The sequence below is a fragment of the Bradyrhizobium sp. NBAIM08 genome (assembly GCF_020193935.1).
Taxonomy (GTDB): domain Bacteria; phylum Pseudomonadota; class Alphaproteobacteria; order Rhizobiales; family Xanthobacteraceae; genus Bradyrhizobium; species Bradyrhizobium yuanmingense.
In genome coordinates this window covers 1,068,627-1,094,601 of the sequence record NZ_JADYVR010000001.1, presented here as the reverse complement: position 1 = coordinate 1,094,601, position 25,975 = coordinate 1,068,627, and the positions used below count along the sequence as shown (strand labels likewise).

Sequence of the window (25,975 nt, the reverse complement as noted above, 5' to 3'; positions counted from 1 at the left end):
CGGTGAGGACACGTTGCAGGCCGGCGCCTGCAAGCCAGGAGCGGTGCAGCATGAGTTCGATAACGATTGGACCAATCGCAAGCCAGGCTGCCGATCCATCTGAGCGCAGCGCGCTGCTGTTCTGGATGATCTTCACCGGGCTGTCGATCTTCGCTGTCGTGCTGCTGTGGCGCTTCGGCCTGATTCACCTGATGCTGACCTCGGATCGCACCTACATTTCAGCGGTGATCGCGGCGCTCTACGTCCTCACCTGCGGCCACTGCTTCCTGCGGACCCGGGCCATCGCGCGGGAAGGGGCGGCGACGCGGCGCTGCCGCGCGGTGCTGTCGGCAGCGGGCGGCAGCAAGGCGCTCGATGCGAGCGCCGTGGCGCTGCCGCGCGGTCTGGTGCGCGACCACATCGAAAGCCTGGTGACCAAGGCCGCGGCGCAGGACTACCGGCCGGTCGACCAGACGCTGCTGCTACGTAATCTCGCCGATCGCTTGCGCGGCTCCAACGGGTTCGGCGCCTTCGTCTCCGATACGCTGATGAAGCTCGGTCTGCTCGGCACCATCATCGGCTTCATCATCATGCTGGCGCCGATCGCGGGGCTGGACGCCGCCGACAAGGTCGCGATGCGCTCCTCGATGGGCTTGATGAGCGACGGCATGGCGATCGCGATGTACACGACGCTGGCCGGCCTTGTCGGCTCGATCCTGATCCGCATCCAGTACTACATGCTCGACGCCGCGACCCAGCGGGTGTTCTCGGACGCGGTGGTGCTGACCGAGACCTATGTGACGCCGGTGCTGGAGCGCAAGGGTTCGGGAACGCCGTCATGATGGATGATTTCGGTCTCTATCCGCGCGAGGAGCCGTTCGACCCGCTGGGCGTGATGCTGTTCAAGGCGCTCCAGGTGATCGCCTTCCTGTTCTTCCTGGCGCTGCTGGCGGTCTCCCCCGACGCCAAGGACGGCAAGATCGATTCCAAGGCGGAGTTCATGATCACGCTGGACTGGCCGGACAACCACCCCGACGATCTCGACCTGTTCGTGCAGGATCCCGCCGGCAACATCGCCTGGTATCGCCACCGCGAGGCCGGCTTCCTCACGCTCGACCGCGACGACCGCGGCGGGGCCAACAATTTCATCATCGTCAACGGCAAGAAGATCGCCTCGCCGATCCGCGAGGAGATCGTCACCGTGCGTGGCATCCTCGCCGGCGAGTACGTCGTGAACGTCTCGCATTTCGTCGCCACCACCGGCGAGCCTGTGACGGCCGGTGTGAAGGTGCAGAAGCTCAATCCCACCGCGCAGGTGATCTTCGACAACAAGTTCACGCTCGACCACACCGGCGACGAGAAGACCGCGGTCCGATTCCGGATCGATGCGGAAGGCAAGGTCGTCGATGTCGATCAGCGGCCGAAATCGCTGTTGGAGACGTTCCGCAGCAGCTGGCGCAACGGCGGCGATCTCGATGCCAGGACCGGTGTGAGCAGGAACGCTACGAGGGTACGCCGTGAGTAACCTGCAAACGGTCATCCTGACGTTATCGGTCGCGTATGCCGTCATCGGCGCGCTGCTGCTGGTCGTTCTGGTCTATGCGCGGCTGCACTGGTCGCTGAAGGCGGTCGCCGTGGTCGTGACCAGCACCTTCTACATCGTCAGCTTCACGGAAATGCGCGGCCTGCTCGGTTGGGCCAGCACGGAGCGGCTGCCGACCACGTTCAAGCTGCTGAAGGCCCGCATCGTCGAGCCGCATTCGCTTGAGGGCGATCCCGGCTCGATCTATCTCTGGGTCGAGGCGCTGGACGAGGACAATCGCCCGAGCGGCATCCCGCGCGCTTTTCGTGTGCCGTACAATGACCGGCTGGCCGACAAGACCCACGCCGCCGAGAACGAGATCGCGGCCGGACATCCCCAAGGAGGGCGCGCGGCGGATTTCGGCGGCGGCGACGGCAGCCTGATCGACCTGGTTCGAGAATATGTGACGCCGAAGACCATCCTGGAGACCAGCGGCGGCGATTCCTCGACCGGCGAGTTCACTGCGCCGCCGGCCGGTGCCCAGGACGCGGTGTTCACGCCGATTCCGCCGCCCCGGATGCCGCCGAAGGACGAGCAATAGGCCCATCACCATCATCGTAGAGCAGCGCTGGCAAACGGCCCAGTGCTGGCGCATCCTGTTGACCTCCCTCAATTTGGCCTCATCGGCCCCGAATAAGAATTTGAGGGGTGGAGGGTGCGTGCTTCTCGCTGTCTTCTCGGATATCCATGGCAACAGGCAGGCGTTCGAGGCCTGCCTGAAGATCGCGCGTGCGAAGGGCGCGGAGGGCATCGTCCTGCTCGGCGACTTCGTCGGCTATGGCGCCGATCCGGAATGGGTGGTGGACACCGCGATGGAGCTGGTCGCGCAGGGCGCCGTCGCGGTGCGCGGCAATCATGACCAGGCGATCAATTCCACGGCCGAGACGATGAACGCCGAGGCGCAGATCGCGATCGAATGGACCCGCGGCCGCCTCGACACGGCGCAGCGGCGGTTTCTGGCCGAATTGCCGATGCAGGTGGAGGACGATGGCCGCCTGTTCGTGCATGCGGAAGCCTCGCATCCCCAGCGCTGGCACTATGTCCGCTCGACCGTGGACGCCGCCAAGAGCCTGATTGCGACACGGGCCCACGTCACCTTTTGCGGCCACATCCACAGGCCGGCGCTCTATTCGATGTCGGTCACGGCGAAGATGACGAGCTTCGTGCCGAAGACCGACGTCCCCGTGCAGCTCCTGCGCGGACGGCAATGGCTCGCCGTGCTCGGCTCGGTCGGCCAGCCCCGCGACGGCGATCCGTCGGCGGCCTTCGTGCTGTTCGACACCGAGTCGTGCCAGATCACCTATTGCCGCGCGCCCTATGACGTCGAGACCGCAGCGAGCAGGATCCGCGACAACGGTCTGCCGCCTTGGCTTGCCGACCGCTTGTTGCAGGGGCGCTGACGGATGCCGAAACCCCTGGTCAAGTCAGGCGCGGAGATCGACGGTTTTACGATCGGCGAATGCGTTCATGCCGGCGGCATGGCGACGCTGTGGACCGTCACCCATCCCGGCATCGACGTCCCCTTGCTGATGAAGATCCCGCGGGTGTCGGAGGGCGAGGACGCCGCCGCGATCGTCTCCTTCGAGATGGAGATGATGATCCTGCCGCGGCTGGCGGGGCCGCACGTGCCGGCCTGCTTCGGCACCGGTGATTTCGCCCGCCAAGCCTATGTCGTGATCGAGCGCATTCCCGGTGCCACGCTGTACAAGCGGCTCCCCGACCTGCCGCTGCCCTATGACGAGGCGCGGCAGCTCGTCGCCAGGATCGCCACGGCGCTTGCGGATCTGCACCGGCAGAACGTGATCCACCACGACATCAAGCCGAGCAGCATCATGTTCCGCGAGAGCGGCGAAGCGGTGCTGATCGACTACGGCCTGTCGCATCACAACCACCTGCCGGACCTGTTGCAGGAGGAATTCCGCCTGCCTTACGGCACCGCGCCCTATATGGCACCCGAGCGGCTGCTCGGGGTGCGCGACGATCCGCGCAGCGATGTGTTTTCGCTCGGCGTGCTGCTCTATTTCTTCACCACCGGCGAGCGGCCGTTCGGCGAGGGCGAGACGCTGCGGGCGATGCGGCGCCGGCTGTGGCGCGATCCGCATCCGCCGCGGAAGCTTCGTGCGGATTATCCGCCCTGGCTTCAGGAGGTGGTGTTGCGCTGTCTGGAGATCGAGCCGGTGTGGCGCTATCCGACTGCGGCCCAGCTTGCCTTCGATCTCGCTTATCCGGACCAGGTCAAGCTCACCGCGCGCTCGGAGCGGGTGAAGCGCGATTCCCTCGGCATCGTCTGGCGCCGGCGCTTCAACCAGGGCGCAATGGTGCCGCGCGCGAAATCGGATGTCGCAGCCCAGATCGCATCGAGCCCGATCCTCGCCGTTGCGCTCGACACGGCGGAGGGCGCTCCGGAGCTGAACGAGGCGCTGCGCGTGACCACCCAGCGCATCCTCGCCACCTTGCCCTCGGCGCGGCTTGCCTGCGTCAACGTGCTCAAGCTGAACCGGATTGCGATCGATCGGACGTTGGACGAGCAGGGCTCCAACAAGCATATCGATCGTCTGGTCGCGCTCAGGCATTGGGCAACGCCGCTCAAGCTGGACGAGAGCCGGCTGTCGGCTCATGTGCTGGAGGCGGTCGATCCCGCCGCCGCGATCCTGGAGTTTGCCAAGGCCAACCAGGTCGACCACGTCATCATCGGCGCGCGACAGAGCTCGTTCCGGCGCATGCTGCTCGGCAGCGTGTCGGCCAAGGTGGCCTCGGAGGCGAGCTGCACCGTCACCGTGGTGCGGCCGCCGCGATTGGCGGGGGACGGCGGCGGGCCGGATGCCGGCGAAGGTTAGGCCGGCCGGGGCGATTTGCGGGCCGGATCAGGCCGCGTGGACGGCAAATGCGCGCTTGCGGCGGATCGGCCAGGAGAATTGCGGTCCCGGCTCGCCGTGATCGGCGCTGCCGCCGAAATACTGGATGATCTCGCGGCAGGGCTCGCAATTGAACAGGTTACGCGACGCGGACGCCTTTGTCATTTCCTTCAGGCAGTTCGGGCAATGCGGTTTCATGGGCGGTCCGGAAAAGAGGTCTTAGTGTCGGCGCGGCGAGCCGGGCGAACGGAGGTCGAGGTCCGAATTGTCGAGCCCGGCATCGTCGTCCAGCGTGCCATCGCCGCGCTCGAGGCGGCCGAAGAAATAATCGAGGCTCGGATGCGGGCGCCGTGGAATCCGGCACCGGCGCTTCGGCTGACGCCTCACGAGTGCGATCTGCATGGACGTCAGCCCCTGGTGCGGTCGCGGCGGATGTTGCGGGCCGGACGTGCCGGGGCCTCGACCGGTCCGGCCGAGGGACCGAACACCACAAACGCACTGAAACCAATCCACAACGCCACGCCAGTCCAAACCAGGGTCGTCGTCATGATGTGCTCCCGCGAAAACAGGCAGGAATCACTTGCAATGATTTGCGCGAATCAGTGAAGTCCGGATGAGTACGGACCAAGGCTACAATTTTAAGCTTTGCGCCTTGCAGAACCCGTGGAAGCCGCAGTTCTTCCCGCGTGCGACCGACGTACTTTGCCGGTGCGCGCATGATCGAGGATATCCCGGATGCGCCTTGCGTCTCGAACACAGCGAAACCCATAGCGCCCGGTGTAGTCGGTATCGGGCGAACGGGTCGAGCGCCCTGACGCAAAGTTCAGGTGGCCGACGCCGCCGCCGATGTCGAGGATTTCGAACACTTCATCCATGGCGTCGAACGAAGTAGCGGTCACGCTGCGTCTGCTCCAGGCCGTGCGCACGATCAGCGCGCGGCGGTCGGTGATCACATAAAGCGTCTGCCGGTCTTGAAGCAGCATCACGAACGGAGCTGCAATCATCCCAACTCCAATCATTGCCAGAGGTTGGGTCGCTTGGTCGATCCAATCGTTGCTGACGGCGATGACGGTCAGCAACAACCAGGGAAATCCGATCCACCAGAGAAATCGCCACATTGTCGCGTTGGCGATGGCGTCGGGCTGCCCCTGCCAGACCACTTGCTCTCCATCCTGAAGGGACTCGGCGAGAAGACGAAGCAGGCCGGCAGTAAACGGAGTGGCGCGGAGTTTATCCATTCCACTTGGTCGTAGCGGCCGCGGCTCCGGTTCGGATAGCGATGGTCTCAGATCGCCTCGCCGCGTGCCCCAAGTGCCGCGTTGCGGATCGCGGCGATGTTGGTCTTGTAGGCCTCCTGCGTGCCGCCTTTGAACACCGAGGTGCCCGCGACGAAAGCGTTGGCGCCGGCCGCGGCGAGCGCACCCGCGACATCGGGGCCGACGCCGCCGTCGACCTCGATGTCGATCGGGCGGCCCGCAACCATCGCGCGGATGTCCCGGATCTTGTTGATCGCGGAGGGGATGAAGGCCTGGCCGCCGAAGCCGGGATTGACCGACATCACCAGCACGAGGTCGACGAGGTCGAGAACGTATTCGAGCGCGCTGATCGGCGTCGCCGGATTGAGCGAGACGCCGGCCTTCTTGCCGAGCGCGCGGATCGCCTGGAGCGAGCGGTGCAAATGGGGACCTGCCTCCGCGTGCACGGTGACGTGGTCGCAGCCGGCCTTCGCGAAGGCCTCGAGATAGGGATCGCAGGGCGAGATCATCAGATGCGCGTCGAAGATCTTCTTGGTGTGCGGGCGCATCGCCCTGATGACGTCAGGACCGTAGGAGATGTTCGGAACGAAGTGCCCGTCCATCACGTCGAGATGGATCCAGTCGGCGCCGGCGGCGTCGACGCTGCGCACCTCCTCGCCGAGCTTCGAGAAATCCGAGGCCAGGATCGAGGGCGCGATGGCCAGGGGGCGGGGGGCGAAAGCTTGGGTCATGGCGCGTGTTCCCGGGGCGGACGGACGACGAATGGCCTCGCCTAACATGGGCTCTTGTGGCGGGCAATGCAGGAGGGGCGCGCTTCCTGTGGGCGGAAATTTCTGCCGCCGGCGGCATGAATTGCCGATGTTCCCGCGGCCTGCACGACCCGACGGATGCGGAATTCGTTGAGCTTTTCGCGATGGCACGGCGCTTGCTGAGTTCAGCCGCAGAACATTGGTCGCGGCATGCCGCATCCTGTTGGAGTTGTGCAATGTTGTTCGCCCTTGGTGCGGTATCGAGCGCGCTCGACGCGATCCAGTCGCTGACAAACGCGAAATCGTCGTCGGCGGCGCACAAGACCGGCTCCTCGCAGAGCGCGCCGACCAATCCGTTCGCAATCGACAGCGGCAGCAGCAGCACGACCGGCGCGACCTCGTCGGTCAATGCAGGTAAATATCCGCAGATCTCGGCGGAGACGATGAATGCGCTGTTCGCGGCGCAGGGCCAGTCGGCCAACGGCACATCCTCGTCGTCGAAGGGCCGGGAGGCTGCGCTGAAGGATCTGTTCTCGCAGATCGACGCTGACGCCGACGGCAAGATCACCAAGTCCGAGTTCGAGGACGCGCTCGGAGCGGGCGGCACCAACCTGGCCCAGGCCGACGACGTGTTCTCGAAGATGGACGCGAATGCGGATGGCAGCGTCAATCTCGGCGAGATGACGAAGGCGCTGAGGGGTGGTCACGGCCGTGATCACGCGGAAGGCGCGGGCGATGACTCGGATTCCCAGTCGCAATCCAGCCGCGGCTCGACGTCGACCACGACGACCAATGCCGACGGCTCGACCACCACCACCGTCACCTATGCCGACGGCTTCAAGATGTCGACCACGGTGCCGGGCGCCGCCAGCTCGTCGAATGCGAAAGGTGGCGGCAATTCGCCTTACGATTGGTTCGGGCAGATGATGCAGCGCCAGGCGCAGGCCACTGCGGGATCAGCAGCTTCATCGATGTCGATCAGCGTGTGAGCGCGTCCCGAAGTTACCCGGCAAGTTCGTGCGTGATGTCACGACAGGCATAGCGGTCGCGGATCTCGCGATTGAAGAACGTTCCTTTTGCGCGCGCATCCCTGAACGCAGCAGCGATCTCGGGCGGAACATCCTCATAGACATAGAGGCGCCCGCTGACGAACGTCACCTTCAGTTCGCGTCTCTCTGGCGCATAGCGAAAAAAGCGGATCACGGAAGAGGGCATGGCCGCACACCTTGTCCGCCGGGTAACGCTTGGGTGACGGTTTCGTTTCTAGCCGAACCGGTCCTTCCAAGCCGCCTGCGCGCCCGGAAACGGTAGGGCCGTCGCGCTGTAGACGCCGCGGGCGATCGCGCGGGCGACCACGTTGGCGGCGATCGTGCCGAGCTCGGTGAGGCCAACCAGCGGCTCGATCGGCGTTTCGCAGGTGGCGGCGGCGAACAGCACGTCGCCGTCGGTCGGCGCATGCACCGGATAGATCGCGCGGGCGAAGCCGGTATGCGCGATCATCGCCAGCCGCTTGGCCTGGGGCTTGGTCAGCACCGCGTTGGTCACGACGGCGCCGATGGTGGTGTTCTCGCGCGCGCTCGCGGCAGGACCGCCCTTGATGCGCATGCGGAGCATGTCCTCGGTGAACTTGTCCGGCAGGCCGCGTCCACCGAATTCGCCGTCCACTTCGAACGGCGCCGCCCAGAACCACGGGCCATTGCCGACGGTGACGCTGCCCACGGCGTTGACGGCGACGATCGCCGCGACCTTGATTCCGCTCGGCGTCACGGCCGATGCCGAGCCAAGCCCGCCCTTGAACGTCGCGGTGGTGGCGCCGAAGCCGGCGCCGGCGCTGCCAAGCGCGAAATCCGCGCTGGTGGCGGCAGTCGCCGCGGCATAGCCGAGGTCGCGATACGGCGAGAAGCGTCCCCAGGCCTTGTCGCCGCCATTGAGCAGGTCGAACAGGATCGCCCCCGGCACGATCGGGATCAGCGCTTCGCGAACCCGGTGGCCGCGGCCCTGCTCGGCGAGCCAGGCCTGCACGCCGCCGCCGGTGTCGAGGCCGAAGGCCGAGCCGCCCGACAGCGCGATAGCGTCGACGCGCTCGACCGTGTTGGCGAGATCGAGCAGTGCATCCTCGCGCGTGCCGGGGCCGCCGCCGCGCACGTCGATCGCGGCGATCGCAGGAGAATCGAAGATGATCGCGGTCGCGCCGGAACCGACTTTCGGATCTTCGGCGTGGCCGACCCGGACGCCGGCGATATCGGTGAGAAGGTTCTTCAAGGCGGCCTCGTGTTTGAGAATTCACGATCTGCGATAGCGCAGCAATGCCGCAGGCTCAACCGGCGAGCGCGGTCCTCAGCATCTTGGCGAGCTCGGACTTGCGGTAGGGCTTGGCCAGCAGCAGCACGCCGGAATCGAGCCGGCCGTGATGGACGATGGCGTTCTCGGTGTAGCCCGAGGTGAACAGCGTCTTCAGGTCGGGGCGGCGCTTGTGGGCTTCGTCGGCCAGCTGGCGGCCATTCATGTTGCCGGGCATGATGATGTCGGTGAACAGCAGGTCGATGGTCTCGTCGCTGTCGATGATATTGAGCGCCTCGGCGCCGTTGGCGGCCTCGAGCGCGGTGTAGCCGAGGCTCTTGACCTGCGTCACGACATACTGCCGCACCAAGGCATCGTCCTCGACGATCAGGATCTTCTCGTTACCGCCGGTGATTGGCGCATTCTGGAGCGATTCGAACTCGGTCTCCTGCACACCCGTCGAGCGCGGCAGGTAGATCTTCACGCTCGTGCCGTGGCCTTCCTCACTGTAGATCTTGATGTGCCCGCCCGATTGCTTGACGAAGCCGAACACCATGCTGAGGCCGAGGCCAGTGCCCTTGCCAACCTCCTTGGTCGTGAAGAAGGGATCGAACACCCGGTCGATCAGCTCGGCAGGGATTCCGGTGCCGGTGTCGCTGACCGCGATCATCACGTAATTGCCGGCAACGACGTCGGGGTTCATGCTGGCATAGCCGTCGTCGAGGAAGATGTTGCGGGTCTCTAGCACCAGGGTGCCGCCCTCGGGCATGGCGTCGCGCGCGTTCAGCGCGAGATTGAGGATCGCGGTGGAGAGCTGGCCCGGGTCGACCAGTGTCGGCCAGGCATCCTCGGTGAGCTGCGGCATGATGGTGATCTGCTCGCCGAGCGTCGGATGCAAGAGCTTGGCGGCTTCGAGCGCCAGTGCGTTGACGTCGATCTCGCGCGGCTGCAGCGGCTGCTTGCGGGCGAAGGCGAGCAGGTGCTTGGTCAGCTGCGCGCCGCGCTCGGCGGCGTCGTCGATCAGCTTGGTGATCGCGGCAAGATCGGGCCGGTCGGCGACCGCGTCGCTGAGAATGCCGATCGTGCCCGTGATCACGGTCAGCACGTTGTTGAAGTCGTGGGCGACGCCGCCGGTCAATTGGCCGATCGAGTCCATTTTCTGGACCTGCCGGAGCTGGGCTTCGGCGGCCTGCTTGTCGGTGAGGTCGCGGCCGATGAAGAAGTGGCGTTTCACCGGCTCGGACCAGGTGCCCATCCAGTTCAGCGTGACCTCGTGACCGTCGTAATGGTAGTAGCGCGCCTCGAAGCTGCGCTTGACCGCGCCGCGACGGGCCGCGCGCATCTCGCTCCGCGTCTTCTCGAGATCGTCGGGATGGATGAACTCGATCGCGCTGTGCCCGACCATGTCCTCGGGGCTGTAGCCGAGAATGTTCTGCACGCTCGGGCTGACCTGGACGAAATTGCCGTAGCCGTCGGTGACCAGGATCAGGTCCTGCGATGTCTCGAAAATCCGCTGGCGTTCCTCGGTCTCGCGGCGCAGCTTCTCTCTAGCCTGCTTTTCTTCCGTGATGTCATGGGCGATCTTGGAAGCGCCGATGATCTCTCCATCGTCGGTCCGCAGCGGCGAGACGTTCAGGACGACGTCGAGCGGGCGGCCGTCTTTGCGGATTCGGACCGTCTCGTGCTGGGCGATCGATTCATTGCTGGCGATCTGGTTGAGGGTGCTTCTGATCTCGCCCTTGCGATCCGGCGGCACGATGATGTCGATCGGCTTGCCGACGGCCTCGGCGGCGGAGTAGCCGAATAGGTTTTCGGCGGCCTTGTTCCAGCTGGTGATGATGCCGTCGAGCGACTTGGTGATGATCGCGTCATTGGAGGATTCGACCACGGCGCCGTACAGCGCGAGGCGCTTGCCGAAATAGTCGCGTTGCGAGGCCGATTGCTGGCGCAGCTTTCCGACGAGGCCCACTGTATGCGCCTGGAGGCGGACATTCTCGATCAGAAGCACCGCGAGCACGAAGGTCGCCGCGGCGAGGCCGTAGAGCCGGCCGGCATAGAATCCGAGATCGAAGCGCGCGACGTTGACGATCGCCGACAGGGCGATGTCGAACAGCCAGGCGCACATGACCACCATGAGCCAGATGTCGATTACCGTATGCGGCCTGCGGAACCAGAGCGAGACCAGCGCGGCAAAGCTCAGCGACCACACGAAGGACACGACGCCGATCATGGTCGCCGTGTAGCGGCCCTCGCTCAACAGGACCGGCAACAGATCGTGCTGCGCGGTGACGATCCAGGCGAAGACCGCCATCGCGGCGACGACGCCGAGCCCGCAGGCATAAATCGCGGTGCTTACCGCGCCGCGGATCCGGGGCCCACCGTCTTTCTCCTTCAGCCAGGCATATGCCATCACGCAGAGCGGAAAGCCGGCGTGCCAGATCATGTAGAGCCACACCGTGGTCTGTCGGCCCGCGCCCAGGAGTCCGGTCGGGGTGAACAGCCCTGGGAAGGTGAGGGCATGAACCAGCGCCGCCGCGGCGGTGAAGAGATAGCCGCTGGCGAGCCACAGCAGCGCGCGGGTGCGCAGGATCGCAAATTGCGACAGCAGCAGCACTGCCGTGACGATGTCGCTCACGGCCAGCGCGGATTGATAGCTGGCGACGAAGGCTGGCACCGGCAGGAGCGGGGTACCGGCGAAGGGCACGGCTGCGGCGAACAGGAGCGAGGACACACCGACAATCGTCAATGCTGCAGTGCGGTCGGCCGACGTGGCCGGCAGGGTCGACAGAAATGTGCTTCGGTCGATCGGCGCAGGCACGTCCATTTCGCGCGAGTAGATGGGCTTGAGCATCTCCGCTAGTCTCATTCGCCGGCAGTCCGTTTATCGTAGCGGGTTCTGGGCGCAGGTGGTCACGGAACCGGTTTACGACTCAACCGAGGGTTACAGCTTACCTAATTTCGGTGAGAGCACGGAACAGGGATTGGTAAGGGGCACTTTACTGGGCGGTGTCATAATGCCCTGCCGCTGCGGCCGGTTCCAGGCTTGAAACAGGCGATTTTGATTTCGAGATCGGGAGTTTGCCCATGCCCCGCGTTCTCATCATCGACGACCAGAAGGACGTCCGCGCGATGGTGGCGATCGTGCTTCGGGTCAACCATTTCGAGGTCGTGGAGGCCGAAACCGGCGCGGCGGGGCTGAAGGCCTTTGCGGAAAGCCGCTTTGACGCGGCGATTGTGGACATCTTCCTCGGTGATACCAGCGGCGTCGACGTCATCACCGCCTTGCGCGAACGCGCGCCGGCGCTGCCGGTGATTGCGGTATCCGGGATGACGGCACTCGATTTCATGGACCAATCGCCCCACCTCGCCAACGTGGTCGGCCTGCAAAAGCCGTTTCGGCCGAACGATCTGCTGCAGGCCCTGCGGAAAGGCCCAGGCCGCGGCCGGCGACGAGATTTCGGCCGCGGTCTGACCGGCAAAAGAACGCCCCGGCAAGCCGGGGCGTGGTCGCGATGGCGGGAGCCTTCGGGCGATCGCTGATCGGGATCCCCGAAGAGCATTCTCGATCAAGAGCCCTTGGCGCCGAGCTCGGCGTAATTGCCCTTGGCGTCCCACTTGTAGACGACATAGTCGATCTGCTTGAGGTCGCCCTTGGCGTCAATTTCGATCGGGCCGAGCACCGTGTCCCACTTGCCGGCCTTGATGGTCTCCATGACCTTCTTGGCGTCGGTGGTGCCGGCCTTCTTGACCGCCTGCGTCCAGACCTGCAGCGCAGCGTAGGTATAGAGCGTATAGCCTTCCGGATCGATGCCCTTGGCCTTGAACGCCTCGACGATCTTCTTCGCGGTCGGCTTGTTGCGCGGGTCGGGACCGAAGGTGAACAGCGTGCCTTCGCCGGCGGGACCGGTGATGGAGGCGTACTCCTTGTCCGCGAGCGCGTCGCCCGACATCAGCACCGTCTTCATGCCCTGATCGCGCATCTGGCGGAGGATGAGGCCGGCTTCCTGATGGTAACCGCCGACATAGACGAGCTCGACATTGTCCTTCTTCAGGCGCGAGACGATCGCGTTGAAGTCCTTGTCGCCTTTGTTGTAGGATTCGTACATCTTCTCGGTGATGCCGGCCTTGTTGAGCGCCTTCTTGGTCTCGTCGGCAAGACCCTTGCCGTAAGTGGTCTTGTCGTTGAGGATCGCGATGTTCTTGCCCTTGTAGTTCTTGGCGATGTACTGCGCGGCGATCAGGCCCTGCTGGTCGTCGCGGCCGCAGACTCGCGCCACGTTCCACAGCTTGCGCTCGGTGAAGAGCGGGTTGGTCGAAGCCGGGGTGATTTGCAGGACGTTGCCGTCCGCATAGGCTTCAGAGGCCGGGATCGAAGACGACGAGCAGAAATGGCCGGCGACGAACGGGATCTTGGCGCCGGCGATCTTTTCCGCGATCGAGCGGGCCTGTTTCGGATCGCAGGCGTCGTCCTCGGCGTTGAGCGCGAGCTTCTTGCCGTTGACGCCACCGGCGGCGTTGATGTCGGCGACGGCCATCTCGGCGCCGTTCTTCATCTGGCGGCCGAAGGCGGACTCGCCGCCGGTCATCGGGCCTGCGACTGCGACGGTGACATCCTGCGCGAATGCCGCGCTCGATAGCGCGAGCGATGCGCCGAATGCCAGACCGATGAGCTTCAGTGATTTCATGAGATACCTCGCGGGTGGTCGCCTGTGGAAGTTGCCGGGCATGCCCGGTTCAAACCGGCGCCATTCTTGAATGAATTCGAGGAGAAGTCACCGGCAAAATACGGGCATACGCCAAGATATCTAGCCGCATTCTCGCGCAGGGCGGGGCCGGTCAGTGCCGGCCGCCTTCCAGATAAGCGGCGCGGATTTCGGGGCGCTGCAGCAATTCGGCGCCGCTGCCGGCCAGCGTGATCAGGCCGTTGACCATGACATAGCCGCGATGGGCCAGCTTGAGGGCGTGGTTGGCGTTCTGCTCGACGATCAGCACGGTCAGGCCGTCCTGCCGGTTCAGTGTGCGGATGGCGTCGAAAATCTGCCGCGCGATGAGCGGGGCGAGCCCCAGCGAGGGTTCATCGAGCAGGAGCAGGCGAGGGCGGCTCATCAAGGCGCGGCCGATCGCCAGCATCTGCTGCTCGCCGCCGGACAGGGTTCCGCCGCGCTGGGCGAAACGTTCCTTCAGGCGGGGAAACAGGGCGAACACGCGCTCGAGTGTGCTCTCCCGTTCCGCCGGCGTGCTCTCGGTGACGTCGGCCCCCATCTGGAGGTTCTCGGCGACGCTCATGCGCGGGAAGATGCGGCGGCCTTCGGGCGACTGCGCGATGCGCAAATGGGCGATCTCGTGGGTCGGGACGGCCGTGATGTCCTTGCCCTCGTACAGGATCTGCCCGGCGCGGGCGCGCGGCTTGCCGAAGATCGTCATCATCAGCGTCGACTTGCCGGCGCCGTTGGCGCCGATCAGCGCCACGATCTCGCCGGAATTGATGTCGACGTCGACGCCCTTCAAGGCCTCGATCTTGCCGTAGGCCGCGCGCAGGCCCCGGATCGCGAGCAGGGGGGATGCCGCCGTCACGATCCGCTCTCCATGACGGCCATGGCCTCTTCCTCGTCGGCGCCGAGATAGGCGGCGATCACCTTGGGATCGTCGCGCACCTCGCGCGGCGTGCCTTGTGCGATCTTCACCCCGTGATCCATCACCACGATGTGGTCGGAGATCTCCATCACCACCGACATGTCATGCTCGATCAGCAGGATCGACGTTCCCAGGTCGTTGCGGATCGAAAGCAGGAGCTCGTTCAACGCGGCGCTCTCTCGCGCGTTGAGGCCGGCAGCCGGTTCGTCGAGGCACAGCAGTGCGGGCTCGGTGCACATCGCGCGCGCGATCTCGAGGCGGCGCTGATCGCCATAGGCGAGATTGCCGGCCGCGTCGTCGGCGCGGTCCAGCAGGTTGACCCGCTTCAGCCAGTCGGAGGCGAGATCAATCGCGCGCTTTTCTGCGTCGCGATAGGCAGGCGCGCCGACAAGGCCGAGCAAGGTGAAGCCCGAGGCGCGCATCAGCATGTTGTGCTGCGCCACCATCAGGTTTTCGAGCACGGTCATCCCGGGAAACAGGCGGATGTTCTGGAACGTGCGCGCGACCTTGGCCTGTTTGGCGATACGGAAGTCGTTGAGCCGCTGGAGCGCGATTTCCTTGCCGTCATCGTGGGTGAGGCGGATGGCGCCGCCGGTCGGCTTGTAGAAGCCGGTGATGCAGTTGAACACCGTGGTCTTGCCGGCGCCGTTCGGCCCGATCAGCGCGGTGATCTTCTTCCGCTCGGCGGCGAACGAGAGATCCTGCACGGCGACGATGCCGCCGAAGCGCATCGTCAGCCGGTCGACGCTGAGGATCTTGTCGCCGCTCATCCGTGTCCTTCCTTGACGAGGTCGGAGGAGATGGCCTGCGCCTTCTTCAGATAAACGGTCGGCGCGCGATGGCCGACCAGGCCGCGTGGCCGCCAGATCATGATCAGCACCATGGCCCAGCCGAACACCAGCATACGATAGGTCTCGAGGCCGCGGAACAGCTCGAAGCCGCCGATCATCGCCAGCGCGGCGAGCGCGACGCCCAGCTGCGAGCCCATGCCGCCGAGCACGACGATGGCGAGCACCAGCGCCGATTCCTGGAAGGTAAAGGATTCCGGGCTGATGAAGCCCTGGCGGGTGGCGAAGAACGCACCGGCGAAGCCGCCGAACATGGCGCCGGTCGCAAATGCCGTGAGCTTGGTCGTCGTGGTGTTGATGCCGAGCGCGCGGCAGGCGACCTCGTCCTCGCGCAAGGCTTCCCAGGCACGCCCGATCGGCAGCCGGCGCAGGCGGATCGTCGCCCAATTGGTGAGCAGCGCCAGCGCCAGGATCAGATAGAACAGGAAGACGATACGGTGGGTCGCCGAGTACTCGATGCCGAGCTTGTTGGCCAGCCCATCGTCAGTGTTGCTCAGCGGAATGCCGAACAGGGTCGGACGCGGAATACCGGACACGCCGTTCGGTCCCCCGGTCAGATCCTGCCAGTTGATCAGGACGAGGCGGATGATCTCGCCGAAGGCGAGCGTCACGATGGCGAGGTAGTCGCCGCGCAGGCGCAGCACGGGGAAGCCGAGCAGCACGCCCCAGAACGCGGCGAGGATGCCGGCGAGCGGCAGGCAAATCCAGAACGACCAGCCGAAATTGGTGGCGAGCAGCGCGTAGGAATAGGCGCCGACGGCATAGAACGCGACGTAGCCGAGATCGAGCAGGCCGGCGAGCCCGACCACGACGTTGAGGCCCCAGCCGAGCATCACATAAGTGAGCACGAGAATGGCGAGGTCGAGGATGTAGCGCTGGTTATAGAAGATCACGGGCACCAGCAGCGTGAAGATCAGCAGCGCGGGCGCAAGGTAGCGGCCGACCAGCGACATGCCCTTCTGCAACGCTGGCGGCACCAGCTGCTCGGTGCCGGCCGGGCCGATCCATTGCCTGAGCAGCTCGATCACGATCGAGCCGCCGAACACCGCGGCGACGAGGGAGGCGAGCTCGCCGAATCGCGTCCAATAGGTGAGCTGGCCGTCGGAGCCCGCCTCGGTGCGGACGCCCACCATCAGCGAAAACAGCACCAGCGCGATCACTGCGTTGATGACGGCGGTCTTGAGGAGAGCGGGGACGCTCGTTGCAGGTTTGGTCGTGTGGGTGGAGGGTGCTGTCACGCGGCCGGTCCGTCAGACTTTCTCGACTTCGGGACGGCCGAGCAGGCCGGTCGGCATGAAGATCAGCACGACGATCAGGATCGAGAACGCAGCAACGTCCTTGTACTCGACCGAGAAATAGGCCGACCAGAACGTCTCGATCAGGCCGATCGCAAGGCCGCCGAGCATGGCGCCGGGCAGCGAGCCGATGCCGCCGAGCACCGCGGCGGTGAAGGCCTTGATCCCGGCGACGAAGCCCATGAAGAAGTCGACCAGGCCGTAATAGAGCAGGTACATCAGACCCGCAACGGCGGCGAGCGCCGCGCCGATCACGAAGGTCATGGAGATGGTGCGGTCGACGTTGACGCCGAGCAGCGCTGCCATGGTCTGATCCTGCTCGCAGGCGCGCATGTCGCGCCCGAGCCGGGTGTTCGACACCAGCCAGGTGAAGATCGCCAGCAGCACGATGGTGGTGATGACGACGATGATCTGGATGTTGGAAAGCTGGATGACGAAGCCGTCCGCGCTTTCATGCAGCGTATAGCCGCCGGTGATGACCGGCGGGATCGGCTTGACCCGGGCGCCTTGCGCCACTTGCGAATAATTCGTCAGCACGAAAGACATGCCGATGGCCGACAGCATCGGGGCGAGGCGGAAGGAATGGCGCAGCGGCCGGTAGGCGATGCGCTCGATGGTCCAGCCATAGAGCGCGGTGATCGCCATCGAGACCAGCAGCACCACGAGCAGGATCAGGGGAATGGCCGTGAGGCCGAGCGAGATCAGGATCAGGAAGGTGATGAGGGCGATGAAGCCGCCGATCATGAAGACGTCGCCATGGGCGAAGTTGATCATGCCGACGATGCCGTAGACCATCGTGTAGCCGATCGCGATCAGGCCGTAGATCGAGCCGAGCACGAGGCCGTTGATGAGCTGCTGGGCGAAATAATCCATAAGCTGCCGTACCCAAACTTGACGCGGCTCAAAGGGAGCTCTTGCAGAGAGTTCTTGGGCCCCGGCAGCCCTTGAGCGTTTGGGTTTTGTAACAGGAGGGAACTGGCGGCTGCAACTGGCCCGGTCTCCACCTTAAGGCTTGTACAGAGATCATTTCGGCGCCGGGTTCCCTGAGGTCCTGCGAGGAACCCGGTTCCCGAGGCAACCAAAGTGGATGCCGGCCGTTGTCTCCCCTCTGACGTCCAACAAGGGAGTTTCCCCGAATGACGAAGCAGCAGAACCAGAATCCGGGTCAGCAGAATCAGAATCCCGGCCAGCGCAATCCGCAGCAGGGTGGTGGCCAGAAACCCGGACAGCAGCAGCAGGACCCGCGCCAGGGCGATCGCCCGGGCCAGCAGCAGGGCGGCCAGCGCGACCAGGAATAGCGAGTTTGGGAGCCCAGGAGTGAGGAGAGGCCCCGCCGGAAGGCGGGGCCTTTTTTCTTGGGGCAATCGTTTGCCCGTCATTCCGGGATGGTGCGTCAGCAGCAGGCCCGGAATCTCGAGATTCTCAGGTGCGCAATTGCGCACCATAGTTCGGCTCCTGCGAGCCGCCCCGGAATGACGAAAGCGGGCGGGCAGTTAAGGTAAACAAAGGGTTTAAATTGCCGCCACAGTCTGATGCGAGTTAGCTCCGGCATGGCCGCCGCCTTCCATCGAAGGCTCGGCAAACCAGGCGGGAAGCGGCATGTTCAGGAATTGGCGGATCGGCTCGGTCAACGGCGCGCTGCTGGCGGCCTATTTCATTCCCGTCTGGAGCCTCATAGCCTTCAGCATCATCGTCGCGCCCGTGCGCGGCCTCTACGAGCGGCCGAGCGTCGCGGTGGCGCTGTACCTGAGCGACCATCTGCAGATGGCGGGCATGGACACGGTGCGTGCCGCCTGGCTGCTGGCGCTCGGAAGGCTGACCGTGGTGGCGTTCTTTGCAATCTACCTCGTGCTGCTCTGTATTCCCCGCACCCGTAAGGGCGGCGGCAGTGACGAGGCGCTCGGGATTGCGCTGGCGATCGGCAGCCTGATCTCCTTTGCCAGCATGGTGATGGCCTCGAAGGTCGGCGAGATGGCCGCGCTTCGGCTCCACGCCACCGAGCTCCTGATGCTGCTCGGTGCCGCCGTCGTGCTCGTGATCGAGAAGCCGGAGGCAGCGTCGAAGGCGGCCGAGGTCGCCGCACCGCCGAATCTTCAGCCTCTAGGTCTTGAGCAGGCCGAGCTCCTGCACAATCGCTGAGGCTTCCTTGACCGCGTGGTTCGCCGCCGGCACGCCGCAATAGATCGCCTGCTGCAGCAGGATCTCCTTGATGTCGTCGGGCGTGAAGCCGCCCTCGGCCAGCGCCGCACGCACGTGCAGGCGGAATTCGTCCCATTGCCCGAGCGCGACCATGGTGCCGATCACCAGCACGCGCCGCGTGCGCTCGTCGAAATGCGGCCGCGTCCAGATCTCGCCCCAGGCGTAGCGGGTGATCAGGTCCTGGAAGTCGGTGTTGAAGGCATTGCGGTTCGCGATCGACTTGTCGACCCAGGCATTGCCCAGCACCTTGCGGCGCACATTCATGCCGGCATCGCGGCGCTTCTGGTCGTCCATTCCATCCTCCTCTTTCGTCATTGCGAGCGCAGCGAAGCAATCCAGACATGTGTCCGCGGAGACGGACTGGATTGCTTCGTCGCTACGCTCCTCGCAATGACGGTTGTTGCTAGCGCTGCGTCAGGAACCCCACCACCGCATCCGTGAACGCATACGGCTGCTCGACGTTCGAAATGTGCGCGGCGTCGATGATCGTCATGCTGGCGCCGGGAATGCTGGAGCGGATCAATTCGGCCGCCGAGATCGGCGTCGCCACGTCGTGGCGGCCGGCGATCACCAGCGTCGGGCTCTTGATTTTCGGCAGCAGCGCGCGCTGGTCGAGCGTCGACAGCGCCTCGCAGCAGGCAAGATAGCCCTCGACAGGCGAGGCGAGCAGCATCGACTTCATCTTCGCGGTGATCGCAGGCTCGCGCTCGCGGAAATCCTGGGTGAGCCAGCCCGCGATCACGGCATCCGCGACCGCGGCGATGCCTCCCTCCTTTACCGCCTTGATGCGGTTGTGCCAGTTTGTTGGATCGGGATAGTAGCAGGACGTGTTGGCGAGGATCAGCTTGCCGAACCTTTCGGGCGCATTGGCGCCGAGCCATTGCCCGACCATGCCGCCCATCGACAGGCCGCACCAATGCACCTTCTCGATGTTGAGGTCGTCGAGGATCGCGAGCACGTCGCGGCCGAACCGCTCCATCGTGTAGGGGCCAGGCGGGACGTTCGACTTGCCGTGGCCGCGGCGATCGTAGCGGATGACACGGAACACCTGCGTCAGCGCCTTCATCTGCGGCTCCCACATCTGCAGCGTGCAGCCGAGCGAGTTCGACAGCATCAAGGTCGGCCCGCCGTCGCGGCCTTCGACGGAGACGTTGAGCAGGCATCCGTCGGCATCGATCATGGGCATGCGGCGTCTCCGTTCTTAATCTTGATCGAGGTTGTCGAGCAGCCGGTCGATCAGCGCCTGTGACGCCCCTTGATAGGCCATCGGCTCGAACAATGCCGCAATTTTTTCCGGCGAAAGGTGCGCGATGACTTGCGAATCGGCCGACAGCACCTCGCGCAGATGCTTCTTCTCGGCGACGGCACGCTTGCTCGCGGCCTCGACGAGATGATGCGCGTTGCTCTTGCCGATGGCTTCGGCGAGCGCGAAGGTGACGGCCTCGGCCATGATCAAGCCATGCGTCGCATCGAGATTGCTGCGCATGCGCGCCGCATCGACCTCGAGACCCTCGGCGATGTCGACGACGGCAGCCAACGCGCCTGATGTGACCAGCATCAATTGCGGCAGCGTCGGCCATTCGGCGTGCCAGGGGCCGGCGCTGCGTTCGTGGTCCTGCACCTGGGCGGCGAAGATCGTCGCGGCGAGCTGCGGAGCCATGGTGGAAGCGCCCAGCGCGCTTGCGGCGGCGACCGGGTTGCGCTTGTGCGGCATGGTCGAGGAGCCGCCGCGGCCTTCGCCGGCCGGCTCGAACGCTTCGGCGACGTCGGTCTGCATCAGCAGCGAGACGTCGCGCGCGATCTTGCCGCAGCTGCCGGCGAGAATGGCAAAGCAGGATGCGGCCTCGGCGATCCGGTCGCGATGGGTATGCCAAGGCGCCTCGGGCAGCGGCAGATCGAGCTCCTGCGCCAGCCGTTCGGCCACCGCGAGCCCTTTGTCGCCGAGCGCAGCGAGCGTGCCGGCGGCGCCGCCGAATTGCAGCGCGAGGCCCTCGCGGGAGAGCCGCCGCAGCCGGCAGCGGGCACGGGCAAGGCTCGAGGCGTATTCGGCGGCCTTCAGCCCGAATGGCATCGGCAGCGCGTGCTGGAGCCAGGTCCGCGCCACCATCGCGGTGTTGCGATGGCTGCGCGCCAGTGCGGCAAAGCCCTTGATGGCGCGGCTGAGGTCGGCATCCAGCGCCGCGATGCCGGCGCGCAGCATCAGCATGGTCGCGGTGTCGATGACGTCCTGGCTGGTCGCGCCCCAATGCACGTAGCGCGCGGCCTCCGCGTCTTTCTTGCCGACATTGGCGGTCAGCATCTTGACCAGGGGAATCGCGAGATTGCCCGACCGCGTCGCGGCCTCGGCCAGTGCGGCCATGTCGAAGCCATCGGCCTTGCACGCCGCCTCGATTGGTCCGATGGCGGATGCGGGAATCACCGCACTGGCCGCCTCGGCCCGTGCCAAGGCTGCCTCGAAATCGAGCATGTCCTGCAAGGTCGACCGATCGTCGCAGACCACGCGCATGGCGGCGCTCGACAGCATCGGTGCGAGCAGGGGGGAGATGGATGTGCTCATGTTGCGCGCGACCTAATCATCATGGCCCGGCCGTGCCAATCCCCCACCGCCCGCACACGTCATTTTGCAGTTGCGAATATGCATTGCACGTGACCGGGCGCCGGCCTTTTCTTTGCCGCGCCGCTGCGTTACTTGATCAGCACTATAGTTACGCGATCCGGGAGGCACCCTCATGGCCATGACGATGAACGGCGAAGTCCAGCTTGCAGCGCCGCGCGAGGCCGTGTGGGCCAAGCTCAACGATCCCGAGGTGCTGAAGGCCTGCATCCCCGGCTGCGAGGAGCTGGAGAAGACCGACGACGGCGGCTTCCGCGCGACGGCGAAGATGAAGGTCGGCCCGGTGTCGGCGCGCTTCAAGGGCAAGGTCACGCTGTCCGATCTCGACCCGCCGAACGGCTACAAAATCTCCGGTGAGGGCGAAGGCGGGGTGGCCGGATTCGCCAAGGGCGGTGCGGCCGTCAAGCTCGCCGAGAAGGACGGCGGCACGCTGCTCTCCTACGACGTCGAGGCGCAGATCGGCGGCAAGTTGGCGCAGCTCGGCCAGCGCCTCATCAACGGCGCCGCCAAGAAGCTTGCCGACGAGTTTTTCGCGAACTTCGCCAAGGCCGTACAGGGCTGAAGGTCCAATACCTTTAGGGTAGCGCCTTCGGCATGGCGCCTTGCGCCCGGGGCGATGTTGCCCCGGGGCATAATGGCCCATATGATGGGTTGGAATAATTATAAGAACCGCTTCGACGGGACCCGTCGGGGTGCTGACAGAGAGTGCTTATGGCAAAAATCTCCCTCATCGTGAACGGCAATCCAGTCACCGCCAATGTCGATCCCCGCACGCTCCTGGTGCAATTCCTGCGCGAGAATCTGCGGCTGACCGGCACCCATGTCGGCTGCGACACCTCGCAGTGCGGCGCCTGCGTCGTGCATCTCGACGGCAAGGCCGTGAAGTCCTGCACCACGCTTGCGGTGATGGCCGATGGCCACGAGGTCAAAACGATCGAGGGGCTGGCTGCGGACGGCGCGCCGCTGCATCCGATGCAGGAGGCCTTCCGCGAGCACCATGGCCTGCAGTGCGGCTTCTGCACGCCCGGCATGATCATGACCGCGATCGACATCGTGCACCGCAAGGGCCACGAGCTCGACGACCACACCATTCGCGAGGAGCTCGAAGGCAATCTCTGCCGCTGCACGGGCTACCAGAACATCGTCGCCTCGATCTCCGCCGGCGCGAAGGCGATGGCCAAATCCGACCTCGCGTAACGCGCCTCCCGCGATCAGGACATACAGATGTACGAATTCAAATATCATCGCCCTGGGACCGTTCGCCAGGCGGCCAACCTCCTGGTGAAGAACGAGGACGCCAAGGTGATCGCCGGCGGCCACACGCTGATTCCCGTCATGAAGCAGCGCCTCGCCAGTCCCCCGCATCTGGTCGACCTCTCCCACATCGAGGGGCTCAATGCGATCGAGATGAAGGGCCGCTCGCTCGTGATCGGCGCCACCGCCAAGCATGCCGAGGTCGCGACCTCCGCCATCGTCGGTGAAGCCATTCCGGCGCTGGCGAACCTTGCCGGCGGCATTGGCGATCCCGCCGTGCGTCACAAGGGCACGATCGGCGGCTCGCTCGCCAACAACGATCCGACTGCCGATTATCCGGCCGCGGTGCTCGCGCTCGGGGCCACCATCGTCACCAACAAGCGCCGCCTCAAGGCGGAAGAGTTCTTCCAGGGCCTGTTCACGACCGCGCTCGAAGCGGATGAGATCATCACCAAGGTGATGTTCCCGCTGCCGAAGAAGGCCGCTTACGTCAAGTTCCGCAACCAGGCCTCGCGCTATGCGCTTGTCGGGGTGTTCGTGGCGCGGCGTCCTTCGGACGTGCGCGTTGCGGTCACCGGTGCGGGCTCCGAAGGCGTGTTCCGCGTCACCGCATTCGAGGAAGCCTTGAAGAAGCGCTTCGCCTCGAAGGCGCTGGAGGGCATCGCGGTACCGGCAGAAGGCCTCAACAGCGACATCCACGGCAGCGCCGAATACCGCGCGCATCTCATCGGCGTGCTGACGCGGCGCGCCGTCGATGCCGCCAATGCCAAGGAATGAGCTGACCTCATTCCTCGGTCCAGACCTGTCCCCGGTGAGGGCGTAGCGAGACTGGCTTTTCCATGACTTCAGCGGCCACTTCTTCCGGTGCTTTGCCGGCATCGGTCGATGCGATGCTCGAACTCCTGACGTCGCGCGGCTATCTCGCTGAGCGCTCGCTGGCGACGGTGACGTATCTGTCGCTGCGTATGGGCCGACCGCTGTTCCTGGAAGGTGAGGCCGGCGTCGGCAAGACCGAGATCGCTAAGGTGCTCTCGGCGGCGCTGGGGCGGAAGCTGATCCGCCTGCAGTGCTATGAAGGCCTCGACGTTTCCTCCGCGGTGTATGAGTGGAACAGCGCGTCGCAGATGATCGCGATCCGGATGGCGGAAGCCGCGGGCGACACTGATCGCGATCAGCTTTCGAGCGATATCTTCGCCGACCGCTACATGATCAAGCGGCCGCTGCTCCAGGCGCTGGAGCCTGATGTCGCCGGTCCGCCGGTGCTGCTGATCGACGAGCTCGACCGTGCCGACGAGGCGTTCGAAGCCTACCTGCTCGAGATCCTCAGTGACTTCCAGGTGACCATCCCCGAATTCGGCACCGTGAAGGCGCCGCACCCGCCGATCGTCATCATCACCTCCAACCGCACCCGCGAGATACACGACGCGCTGAAACGGCGCTGCCTCTATCACTGGGTCGATTATCCGGCCGCCGAGCGCGAGCTTGCGATCGTCAAGACGCGCGTGCCCGGCATCTCCGCCAAGCTGTCGCAGCAGGTCGTCCGCTTCGTGCAGGCGCTGCGCAACCAGGACTTCTACAAGTCGCCGGGCGTTGCCGAGACCATCGACTGGGCCACGGCGCTGTCGGAGCTCGATGCCCGCTCGCTGACCCCGCAAGTGGTCGGCGACACGCTGGGCGCGCTGCTCAAGTACCAGGACGACATCACCCGGATGCAGGGCGACACGCTGCAGAAGGTGCTGAAGGACGCGACGAGCGAGAATTGATCTTCACGTCATTCCGGGGCGCGCGTTAGCGCGAACCCGGAATCCATCGGGCCGCAGAGTTGGTGGATGAATGGATTTCGGGCTCGATGCTGCGCATCGCCTCGGAATGACGACCGAGGGTGCTGAACCAATGGCCATCAACCACCTTGCCCCCGAAAAGACCGAGCAGTTCGCCGACAACATCGTCGGCTTCGCCCGCGCGCTGCGTGCGGCCGGCCTGCCGGTCGGGCCGGGCGCTGTCATCGATGCCATGAGCGCGCTGCAAGTGATCGACATCGGTAGCCGATCCGACGTCTTCACCACGCTGGAGGCGATCTTCGTCAAGCGCCATGAGCATGCGCTGATCTTCAAGCAGGCTTTCAACCTGTTCTTCCGCGCCTCGGAAGAATGGAAGCACATGCTGGATTCGGTGCCGCTGCCGGACGAGGCCAAGAAGAAGCCCCAGGCCGGCGCCCGCCGCGTCCAGGAGGCGATGGCGCAGCCTCGCATGACCGAGACGCCGCAGCACCAGGAGCAGGATCTGCGCCTGTCGGTCTCCGACAAGGAGATCCTGCAGAAGAAGGATTTTGCGCAGATGAGCGCGGCGGAGATCGCCGAGGCGCTCCGTGCCATCGAGCGGATGAGGTTGCCGCAGGCCGAGCTCTTGACGCGCCGGCGCCGGCCCGATGCGCGCGGCCTGCGCCTCGACCTCCGCCGCACGCTGCGCGCCTCCTTGCGCACCGGCGGCGACATCATCGACATCCATCGCCTCGGGCGCATCGAGAAGCCGGCGCCGATCGTGGCGCTGCTCGACATCTCGGGCTCGATGAGCGAATACACCCGTCTGTTCCTGCACTTCCTGCATGCGATCACGGATGCTCGAAAGCGCGTTTCGGTGTTCCTGTTCGGCACCCGCTTGACGAATGTCACCCGTGCGCTGCGCCAGCGCGATCCCGACGAGGCGCTGGCGAGCTGCTCGGCCTCGGTCGAGGATTGGGCCGGCGGCACCCGCATCTCGGCCTCGCTGCATAACTTCAACAAATTGTGGGCGCGGCGGGTGCTGAGCCAGGGCGCCATCGTGCTCCTGATCTCCGACGGGCTGGAGCGGGAGGCCGATTCCAAGCTCGCCTTCGAGATGGACCGGCTGCACCGGTCCTGCCGGCGGCTGATCTGGCTGAACCCGCTGCTGCGGTTTGGCGGCTTCGAGGCCAAGGCGCAGGGCATCAAAATGATGCTCCCCCACGTTGACGAATTCCGCCCGGTACATAATTTGAGTTCGATCCAGGAGCTGATCACGACGCTCTCCCAGCCGCTGCCGCCGCATCACCGCAGCCTGATCCGCTCCGCAGCTTGAGAGGCCAGCCATGCTCGATCGCGACGAGGACATCCTGAAGGCGGCGGAGGACTGGCAGAAGGCCGGCCGTGGCGTTGCGCTGGCGACGGTGGTGGAAACCTGGGGCTCGGCGCCGCGCCCGGCGGGCTCCAGCCTCGTCATCAACGACGAAGGCACGTTCCTGGGGTCCGTCTCCGGCGGCTGCGTCGAGGGCGCAGTGGTTACGGAGGCCATGGATGTGATCCAGAGCGGCAAGCCGAAGATGCTGGAGTTCGGCGTCGCCGACGAGACCGCCTGGAACGTTGGGCTGTCCTGCGGCGGCACCATCCGCGTCTTCGTCGAGAAGGTCGGTTAG

General features: G+C 65.3%; 30 protein-coding genes and 1 pseudogene. 15 read left to right on the top strand and 16 right to left on the bottom strand.

Annotated elements, in window-relative coordinates:
- Positions 1-50 precede the first annotated feature (50 nt).
- From I6F37_RS05415 to I6F37_RS05395, 5 genes are all read left to right on the top strand, one after another.
- Complete coding sequence (locus tag I6F37_RS05415; RefSeq protein WP_036027818.1) at positions 51-821, top strand: MotA/TolQ/ExbB proton channel family protein; 771 nt, start codon at positions 51-53, stop codon at positions 819-821.
- Positions 818-1,504: a hypothetical protein gene (locus tag I6F37_RS05410; RefSeq protein ID WP_036012886.1), complete on the top strand. Its 687-nt coding sequence runs from the start codon at positions 818-820 to the stop codon at positions 1,502-1,504. Before I6F37_RS05415 ends, I6F37_RS05410 begins: the two co-directional genes overlap by 4 nt.
- A complete protein-coding gene (locus I6F37_RS05405) occupies positions 1,497-2,102 on the top strand; it encodes a hypothetical protein (protein ID WP_036027815.1) in 606 nt (201 codons plus the stop codon). The genes I6F37_RS05410 and I6F37_RS05405 overlap by 8 nt, the downstream gene beginning before the upstream one ends.
- Before the next feature lie 118 nt (positions 2,103-2,220).
- Positions 2,221-2,961, top strand: coding sequence for a metallophosphoesterase (locus I6F37_RS05400; RefSeq protein ID WP_036043558.1), 741 nt, complete (start codon positions 2,221-2,223; stop codon positions 2,959-2,961).
- Between the two features lie 3 nt (positions 2,962-2,964).
- On the top strand, positions 2,965-4,398 hold the full coding sequence (locus I6F37_RS05395) for a bifunctional serine/threonine-protein kinase/universal stress protein (protein WP_225150525.1): 1,434 nt from the start codon (positions 2,965-2,967) through the stop codon (positions 4,396-4,398).
- Between the two features lie 27 nt (positions 4,399-4,425).
- On the opposite strand, the gene I6F37_RS05390 is transcribed toward I6F37_RS05395, so the two are convergent.
- From I6F37_RS05390 to rpe, 5 genes are all read right to left on the bottom strand, one after another.
- Positions 4,426-4,581, bottom strand: coding sequence for a hypothetical protein (locus tag I6F37_RS05390; RefSeq protein ID WP_225130793.1), 156 nt, complete (start codon positions 4,579-4,581; stop codon positions 4,426-4,428).
- A 54-nt stretch (positions 4,582-4,635) separates the two neighbouring features.
- Positions 4,636-4,818, bottom strand: coding sequence for a hypothetical protein (locus I6F37_RS05385; protein ID WP_225114378.1), 183 nt, complete (start codon positions 4,816-4,818; stop codon positions 4,636-4,638).
- A gap of 5 nt (positions 4,819-4,823) precedes the next feature.
- The gene (locus I6F37_RS05380; RefSeq protein WP_167361692.1) at positions 4,824-4,964 is read right to left on the bottom strand and encodes a hypothetical protein; all 141 of its coding nucleotides are present in this window, start codon (positions 4,962-4,964) and stop codon (positions 4,824-4,826) included.
- Positions 4,965-5,054: 90 nt separating this feature from the next.
- Complete coding sequence (locus I6F37_RS05375; protein WP_225150523.1) at positions 5,055-5,654, bottom strand: hypothetical protein; 600 nt, start codon at positions 5,652-5,654, stop codon at positions 5,055-5,057.
- A gap of 47 nt (positions 5,655-5,701) precedes the next feature.
- Positions 5,702-6,403: a ribulose-phosphate 3-epimerase gene (gene rpe / locus I6F37_RS05370; protein ID WP_036012875.1), complete on the bottom strand. Its 702-nt coding sequence runs from the start codon at positions 6,401-6,403 to the stop codon at positions 5,702-5,704.
- A gap of 254 nt (positions 6,404-6,657) precedes the next feature.
- Between rpe and I6F37_RS05365 the strand changes: the two genes are divergently transcribed.
- Positions 6,658-7,410, top strand: a complete 753-nt coding sequence (locus I6F37_RS05365; protein WP_225150521.1) for an EF-hand domain-containing protein — start codon at positions 6,658-6,660, stop codon at positions 7,408-7,410.
- Between the two features lie 13 nt (positions 7,411-7,423).
- Here I6F37_RS05365 and I6F37_RS05360 read toward each other — a convergent pair whose 3' ends face one another.
- Genes I6F37_RS05360 through I6F37_RS05350 form a run of 3 tightly spaced genes read right to left on the bottom strand, consistent with a single transcriptional unit; the run spans position 7,424 to position 11,552 of the window.
- On the bottom strand, positions 7,424-7,636 hold the full coding sequence (locus I6F37_RS05360; RefSeq protein ID WP_036027804.1) for a KTSC domain-containing protein: 213 nt from the start codon (positions 7,634-7,636) through the stop codon (positions 7,424-7,426).
- A gap of 48 nt (positions 7,637-7,684) precedes the next feature.
- A complete protein-coding gene (locus I6F37_RS05355) occupies positions 7,685-8,683 on the bottom strand; it encodes a P1 family peptidase (RefSeq protein WP_036043568.1) in 999 nt (332 codons plus the stop codon).
- Between the two features lie 55 nt (positions 8,684-8,738).
- The gene (locus I6F37_RS05350) at positions 8,739-11,552 is read right to left on the bottom strand and encodes a PAS domain S-box protein (protein WP_036012869.1); all 2,814 of its coding nucleotides are present in this window, start codon (positions 11,550-11,552) and stop codon (positions 8,739-8,741) included.
- 233 nt (positions 11,553-11,785) lie between these two features.
- On the opposite strand from I6F37_RS05350, the pseudogene I6F37_RS05345 reads away from it, so the two are divergent.
- Positions 11,786-12,173, top strand: a pseudogene (locus tag I6F37_RS05345) (response regulator).
- Positions 12,174-12,267: 94 nt separating this feature from the next.
- On the opposite strand, the gene I6F37_RS05340 reads toward I6F37_RS05345, so the two are convergent.
- The 5 genes from I6F37_RS05340 to I6F37_RS05320 all read right to left on the bottom strand — a co-directional run bounded on the left by I6F37_RS05340 (position 12,268) and on the right by I6F37_RS05320 (position 17,351).
- Positions 12,268-13,386 carry a branched-chain amino acid ABC transporter substrate-binding protein gene (locus I6F37_RS05340; protein ID WP_036012868.1) on the bottom strand — a complete coding sequence of 373 codons (1,119 nt, stop codon included), beginning with the start codon at positions 13,384-13,386 and terminating at the stop codon, positions 12,268-12,270.
- Positions 13,387-13,537: 151 nt separating this feature from the next.
- On the bottom strand, positions 13,538-14,275 hold the full coding sequence (locus I6F37_RS05335) for an ABC transporter ATP-binding protein (RefSeq protein ID WP_025037253.1): 738 nt from the start codon (positions 14,273-14,275) through the stop codon (positions 13,538-13,540).
- Positions 14,272-15,105 (bottom strand): ABC transporter ATP-binding protein, encoded by an 834-nt coding sequence (locus tag I6F37_RS05330; RefSeq protein WP_036012867.1) that lies wholly within the window; start codon positions 15,103-15,105, stop codon positions 14,272-14,274. The genes I6F37_RS05335 and I6F37_RS05330 overlap by 4 nt, the downstream gene beginning before the upstream one ends.
- A complete protein-coding gene (gene livM, locus I6F37_RS05325; protein WP_225150520.1) occupies positions 15,102-16,421 on the bottom strand; it encodes a high-affinity branched-chain amino acid ABC transporter permease LivM in 1,320 nt (439 codons plus the stop codon). Before livM ends, I6F37_RS05330 begins: the two co-directional genes overlap by 4 nt.
- 12 nt (positions 16,422-16,433) lie before the next feature.
- On the bottom strand, positions 16,434-17,351 hold the full coding sequence (locus I6F37_RS05320; RefSeq protein WP_057029507.1) for a branched-chain amino acid ABC transporter permease: 918 nt from the start codon (positions 17,349-17,351) through the stop codon (positions 16,434-16,436).
- Positions 17,352-17,614: 263 nt separating this feature from the next.
- On the opposite strand from I6F37_RS05320, the gene I6F37_RS05315 reads away from it, so the two are divergent.
- Both I6F37_RS05315 and I6F37_RS05310 read left to right on the top strand, forming a co-directional pair.
- Positions 17,615-17,776, top strand: coding sequence for a hypothetical protein (locus I6F37_RS05315; RefSeq protein ID WP_192893160.1), 162 nt, complete (start codon positions 17,615-17,617; stop codon positions 17,774-17,776).
- Between the two features lie 301 nt (positions 17,777-18,077).
- A complete protein-coding gene (locus I6F37_RS05310) occupies positions 18,078-18,617 on the top strand; it encodes a hypothetical protein (RefSeq protein WP_036012858.1) in 540 nt (179 codons plus the stop codon).
- Here the strand turns inward: I6F37_RS05310 and I6F37_RS05305 are convergent.
- The 3 genes from I6F37_RS05305 to I6F37_RS05295 all read right to left on the bottom strand — a co-directional run bounded on the left by I6F37_RS05305 (position 18,579) and on the right by I6F37_RS05295 (position 21,234).
- Positions 18,579-18,971: a carboxymuconolactone decarboxylase family protein gene (locus I6F37_RS05305; RefSeq protein WP_024340834.1), complete on the bottom strand. Its 393-nt coding sequence runs from the start codon at positions 18,969-18,971 to the stop codon at positions 18,579-18,581. The genes I6F37_RS05310 and I6F37_RS05305 overlap by 39 nt on opposite strands.
- 109 nt (positions 18,972-19,080) lie before the next feature.
- The gene (gene pcaD, locus I6F37_RS05300; protein WP_225150518.1) at positions 19,081-19,863 is read right to left on the bottom strand and encodes a 3-oxoadipate enol-lactonase; all 783 of its coding nucleotides are present in this window, start codon (positions 19,861-19,863) and stop codon (positions 19,081-19,083) included.
- 15 nt (positions 19,864-19,878) lie between these two features.
- Positions 19,879-21,234 carry a 3-carboxy-cis,cis-muconate cycloisomerase gene (locus tag I6F37_RS05295; RefSeq protein ID WP_225150516.1) on the bottom strand — a complete coding sequence of 452 codons (1,356 nt, stop codon included), beginning with the start codon at positions 21,232-21,234 and terminating at the stop codon, positions 19,879-19,881.
- A gap of 172 nt (positions 21,235-21,406) precedes the next feature.
- Between I6F37_RS05295 and I6F37_RS05290 the strand changes: the two genes are divergently transcribed.
- The 6 genes from I6F37_RS05290 (at position 21,407) to I6F37_RS05265 (ending at position 25,975) form a co-directional block, all read left to right on the top strand.
- Positions 21,407-21,853 carry a carbon monoxide dehydrogenase subunit G gene (locus I6F37_RS05290; protein ID WP_036012850.1) on the top strand — a complete coding sequence of 149 codons (447 nt, stop codon included), beginning with the start codon at positions 21,407-21,409 and terminating at the stop codon, positions 21,851-21,853.
- 149 nt (positions 21,854-22,002) lie between these two features.
- Positions 22,003-22,488: a (2Fe-2S)-binding protein gene (locus tag I6F37_RS05285; protein ID WP_014494194.1), complete on the top strand. Its 486-nt coding sequence runs from the start codon at positions 22,003-22,005 to the stop codon at positions 22,486-22,488.
- Positions 22,489-22,515: 27 nt separating this feature from the next.
- Positions 22,516-23,322, top strand: a complete 807-nt coding sequence (locus tag I6F37_RS05280; protein ID WP_036012847.1) for a xanthine dehydrogenase family protein subunit M — start codon at positions 22,516-22,518, stop codon at positions 23,320-23,322.
- 62 nt (positions 23,323-23,384) lie between these two features.
- On the top strand, positions 23,385-24,308 hold the full coding sequence (locus tag I6F37_RS05275; RefSeq protein WP_036027789.1) for a MoxR family ATPase: 924 nt from the start codon (positions 23,385-23,387) through the stop codon (positions 24,306-24,308).
- Between the two features lie 130 nt (positions 24,309-24,438).
- A complete protein-coding gene (locus I6F37_RS05270; RefSeq protein ID WP_057029512.1) occupies positions 24,439-25,641 on the top strand; it encodes a VWA domain-containing protein in 1,203 nt (400 codons plus the stop codon).
- 10 nt (positions 25,642-25,651) lie between these two features.
- A complete protein-coding gene (locus I6F37_RS05265; RefSeq protein ID WP_025037240.1) occupies positions 25,652-25,975 on the top strand; it encodes an XdhC family protein in 324 nt (107 codons plus the stop codon).